Source organism: Ferrimonas kyonanensis DSM 18153 (genome assembly GCF_000425405.1).
GTDB classification, from domain to species: domain Bacteria; phylum Pseudomonadota; class Gammaproteobacteria; order Enterobacterales; family Shewanellaceae; genus Ferrimonas; species Ferrimonas kyonanensis.
This window is the reverse complement of record NZ_AUDJ01000056.1, coordinates 1-1,555: the sequence shown is the minus strand read 5'-3', so window position 1 is coordinate 1,555 and position 1,555 is coordinate 1. Positions and strand designations below refer to the sequence as shown.

Annotated in this window: 3 protein-coding genes; all 3 read left to right on the top strand. The window is 56.1% G+C overall.

The window, feature by feature from the left end:
- On the top strand, positions 1-231 hold a 231-nt coding region (locus H598_RS0113490; protein ID WP_028113472.1), incomplete at its 5' end, for an antirestriction protein.
- 165 nt (positions 232-396) lie between these two features.
- Positions 397-840, top strand: a complete 444-nt coding sequence (locus H598_RS24360) for a hypothetical protein (RefSeq protein WP_051252720.1) — start codon at positions 397-399, stop codon at positions 838-840.
- Positions 837-1,226, top strand: coding sequence for a hypothetical protein (locus tag H598_RS0113480; RefSeq protein ID WP_028113471.1), 390 nt, complete (start codon positions 837-839; stop codon positions 1,224-1,226). Before H598_RS24360 ends, H598_RS0113480 begins: the two co-directional genes overlap by 4 nt.
- Positions 1,227-1,555 lie beyond the last annotated feature (329 nt).

Genomic DNA, 1,555 nt, shown 5'->3' with positions numbered 1-1,555 from the left:
TTTTTCCTGGCCCCGGCCACTCAGGAACCGCTGGCGCTGGAATGGCGCGGTAATTATTCCAGCGAGCAGGTGAGCGCCGAGGCGGCGGGGATCGTGATCACCCTGTTTGCCCTCGGTCATCTGTCGTGCAACTTCCCCCATTATCCGAAAATCGCTGAGCGTTACCACCAACTGAGAGATTACGTTGGGGGGCATAACGAGGCGGCCAAGATCTGGCGTTTGATTGATTAATTTCTATTGGGGGGCTGACGCCCCCTTATTGGCTTGGAGACAAGTTGTATGTGTGTTTTGACAGGAAATCAGGTGGCCGGGATAATGACCCTCCCCCGCCCATCCTGGCCAAGTGTTTTGTCAGTGTGGTGCGTTCGCTCAGTGCAATTCAGGATAACCACCACCATGATCCGATCCGTTTTTGAGGCTATGGACGCCAAACCGGCCAAGGTAATCGCCGATTTGATGCGTTTTGATACCCGATCCCGCTCTGAACTTTCAGAGGCGTTAACCGAGTGCGCCATTAAGTTGGGGTTTGTGGAGCGGCGCCCGGCTCCTCCAGGGCTGACGTTGCAGGATTGGATTAAAACCAATAAAGCGCCGCTCTGGGCTCGCCAAGCGGCACAGGTGATGTTGATGGCGCATGGCTGGGTGCCGGAGACAAGCGCCGATTGGGCGCGGTGGGCCTTTCTTCATATTCGCAGCAATGAGTCTGGGGCGTCGCTCCCCGATATGCTTGCCACCCTCCCCGAACAGATCGACGCAAAGACAGCGGTTGGGTGGCTGGTGGCCGCTCGCGAAGCCGATCAACTCTATAAGGCGCTCAAGGCGCTAAAGGGGCGCAAATGAAACCCGAAACCCGAACCAATTTTAGCGAAGTGCTCAGGCTGACGGCGCAGTCCTCCCGCCCGACGATGGCTCTGCGAGTGGTCGCGGCCTTGCTGGATAGTCAGTCATTTAGGCTGTCCATGCCCGAGCTGGTGGAGCAAACGCTCTCGGAGGGGGGGAACCCTGCTAACCATCACGGCAACTTGCGCAGACTCTTAAAAGAGTTGGCTGATCTGGCACTAGTTACGGTTTGCATCGAAAACGATCAAGGCGAACGATTTGATACATCGGCAAGGGGCCGAAACTCGGTGCTGTATCTGCGCCCCTCGGTAGCGAAGCTGGTTTATGCTCGTGATTGGGAGCGGGATAACCTGGCAGAGATCTTTGCGGGCCATAATTTGGGGTAATACCACTTTTTTGACCTCTTTTTTCGTGCCGGCCGTCACCAGGTGGGCCCGAAAACGCCACCATTTCAGCCGTCGGCCAGCTGCGCCAGGTTGTGATTTTGACGGCATACCTTGATGTTGTGACATTATCGCTTTTTATGTCACGAAAACTAGGCGATACGCCATTTATCGAAAGGATAAGACCATGTACCTATCATCTGCGGCGTGGAACTGCGCCCCTAACGGCTCTGTAGACTGGGCCCTGTATGTCAGGGTGACTCTGGAGTGGGTCAGCTCCCCTCTGCTTTGTCGAGACACACTGACCGCCCCGAGTTGGGTTGTCATGGGCC

Excerpts from the sequence above, each read along its gene's own strand:
- H598_RS24360 (WP_051252720.1), top strand. The coding sequence starts at position 397 with ATGATCCGATCCGTTTTTGAGGCTATGGACGCCAAACCGGCCAAGGTA.
- H598_RS0113480 (WP_028113471.1), top strand. The coding sequence starts at position 837 with ATGAAACCCGAAACCCGAACCAATTTTAGCGAAGTGCTCAGGCTGACG.